This window comes from Streptomyces katrae, assembly GCF_000717655.1.
In the GTDB taxonomy this organism is placed as follows: domain Bacteria; phylum Actinomycetota; class Actinomycetes; order Streptomycetales; family Streptomycetaceae; genus Streptomyces; species Streptomyces katrae_B.
On the sequence record NZ_JNZY01000090.1, the window covers coordinates 1 to 1,647 of the forward strand.

The window sequence follows — 1,647 nt, forward strand, 5'->3', positions numbered from 1 at the left end:
CCCTCGACATCGACAAGCCGATCGCGGACCCGGTCTCCCGGGCCCAGCTCGAGACGCTGCGGGCGAACTGTGCGGAGTTCGGTGTGCGTCTGCATTCCCTGGGCGACGTCGAGCAGGGCGTCGTCCACGTCGTGGGACCGCAGCTGGGTCTGACCCAGCCGGGCACCACCGTGGTCTGCGGCGATTCCCACACCTCCACGCACGGCGCCTTCGGCGCGCTGGCCTTCGGCATCGGCACCAGCCAGGTCGAGCACGTGCTGGCCACCCAGACGCTGCCGCTGGCCCGCCCCAAGACGATGGCGATCACCGTCACCGGCGCGCTGGCCGAGGGCGTCACCGCCAAGGACCTGATCCTGGCGATCATCGCCAGGATCGGCACCGGCGGCGGCCAGGGCTACATCCTCGAGTACCGCGGCGAAGCCATCGAGAAACTGTCGATGGAAGCCCGCATGACCATCTGCAACATGTCGATCGAGGCCGGCGCCCGCGCGGGCATGATCGCCCCCGACCAGACCACCTTCGACTACCTCAAGGGCCGCGACCACGCGCCCCAGGGCGCGGACTGGGACGCGGCCCTGGCGTACTGGAAGACCCTGCGCACCGACGAGGACGCCGTCTTCGACGCCGAGGTCGTCATCGACGGCGCCACGCTGGCCCCGTTCGTCACCTGGGGCACCAACCCCGGCCAGGGCGCCCCCCTGTCGGCCCACGTCCCCGACCCGGCTTCCTACGAGGACGCATCGGAGCGCCACGCCGCCGAAAAGGCCCTGGAGTACATGGGGTTGACCGCCGGACAGCCGCTGCGCGACATCAAGGTCGACACCGTCTTCGTAGGTTCGTGCACCAACGGCCGCATCGAGGACCTGCGCGCCGTCGCCGGCATCATCCAGGGCCGCAAAGTCGCCGACGGCGTACGGATGCTGGTCGTCCCGGGCTCCGTCCGGGTCGCCCTGCAGGCCGTGGAAGAGGGCCTGGACAAGGTCTTCAAGGAAGCCGGCGCCGAATGGCGCCACGCGGGCTGCTCGATGTGCCTGGGCATGAACCCCGACCAACTGGCCCCCGGTGAGCGCTCCGCATCCACCTCCAACCGCAACTTCGAAGGCCGCCAGGGCAAGGGCGGACGCACCCACCTGGTCTCCCCGCAGGTGGCCGCCGCCACCGCGGTACTGGGCCACCTGGCCTCGCCCGCCGACCTGACCGACGCCCACGCGACCGCCGGAGTCTGAGAACCATGGAAGCCTTCACCACCCACACCGGCCGGGCCGTCCCGCTGCGCCGCAGCAACGTCGACACCGACCAGATCATCCCGGCCCACTGGCTGAAGAAGATCACCCGCGACGGGTTCGAGGACGGACTCTTCGAGGCCTGGCGCAAGGACCCCGAGTTCGTCACCAACCGCCCCGAGCGCCAGGGCGCCACCGTCCTGGTCGCCGGCCCCGACTTCGGCACCGGCTCCTCCCGCGAGCACGCCGTCTGGGCCCTGCAGAACTTCGGGTTCAAGACCGTCATCTCCTCCCGCTTCGCCGACATCTTCCGCGGCAACTCGCTGAAGAACGGCCTGCTGACCGTGGTCCTCCCCCAGGAGACCGTCGACCGGCTGTGGGAACTGACCGACACCGACCCGACCGCCGAAATCACCGTCGACCT

General features: G+C 70.3%; 2 protein-coding genes. Both read left to right on the top strand.

The genetic code is table 11. From position 1 onward, the window contains the following. A partial coding sequence (gene leuC, locus IF09_RS0139490) for a 3-isopropylmalate dehydratase large subunit (protein WP_030304388.1) occupies window positions 1-1,226 on the top strand: 1,226 nt, incomplete at its 5' end. 5 nt (window positions 1,227-1,231) lie between these two features. Further along, window positions 1,232-1,647, top strand: a 416-nt coding sequence (gene leuD, locus IF09_RS0139495) for a 3-isopropylmalate dehydratase small subunit (protein WP_030304390.1), incomplete at its 3' end; no start/stop codon positions are given.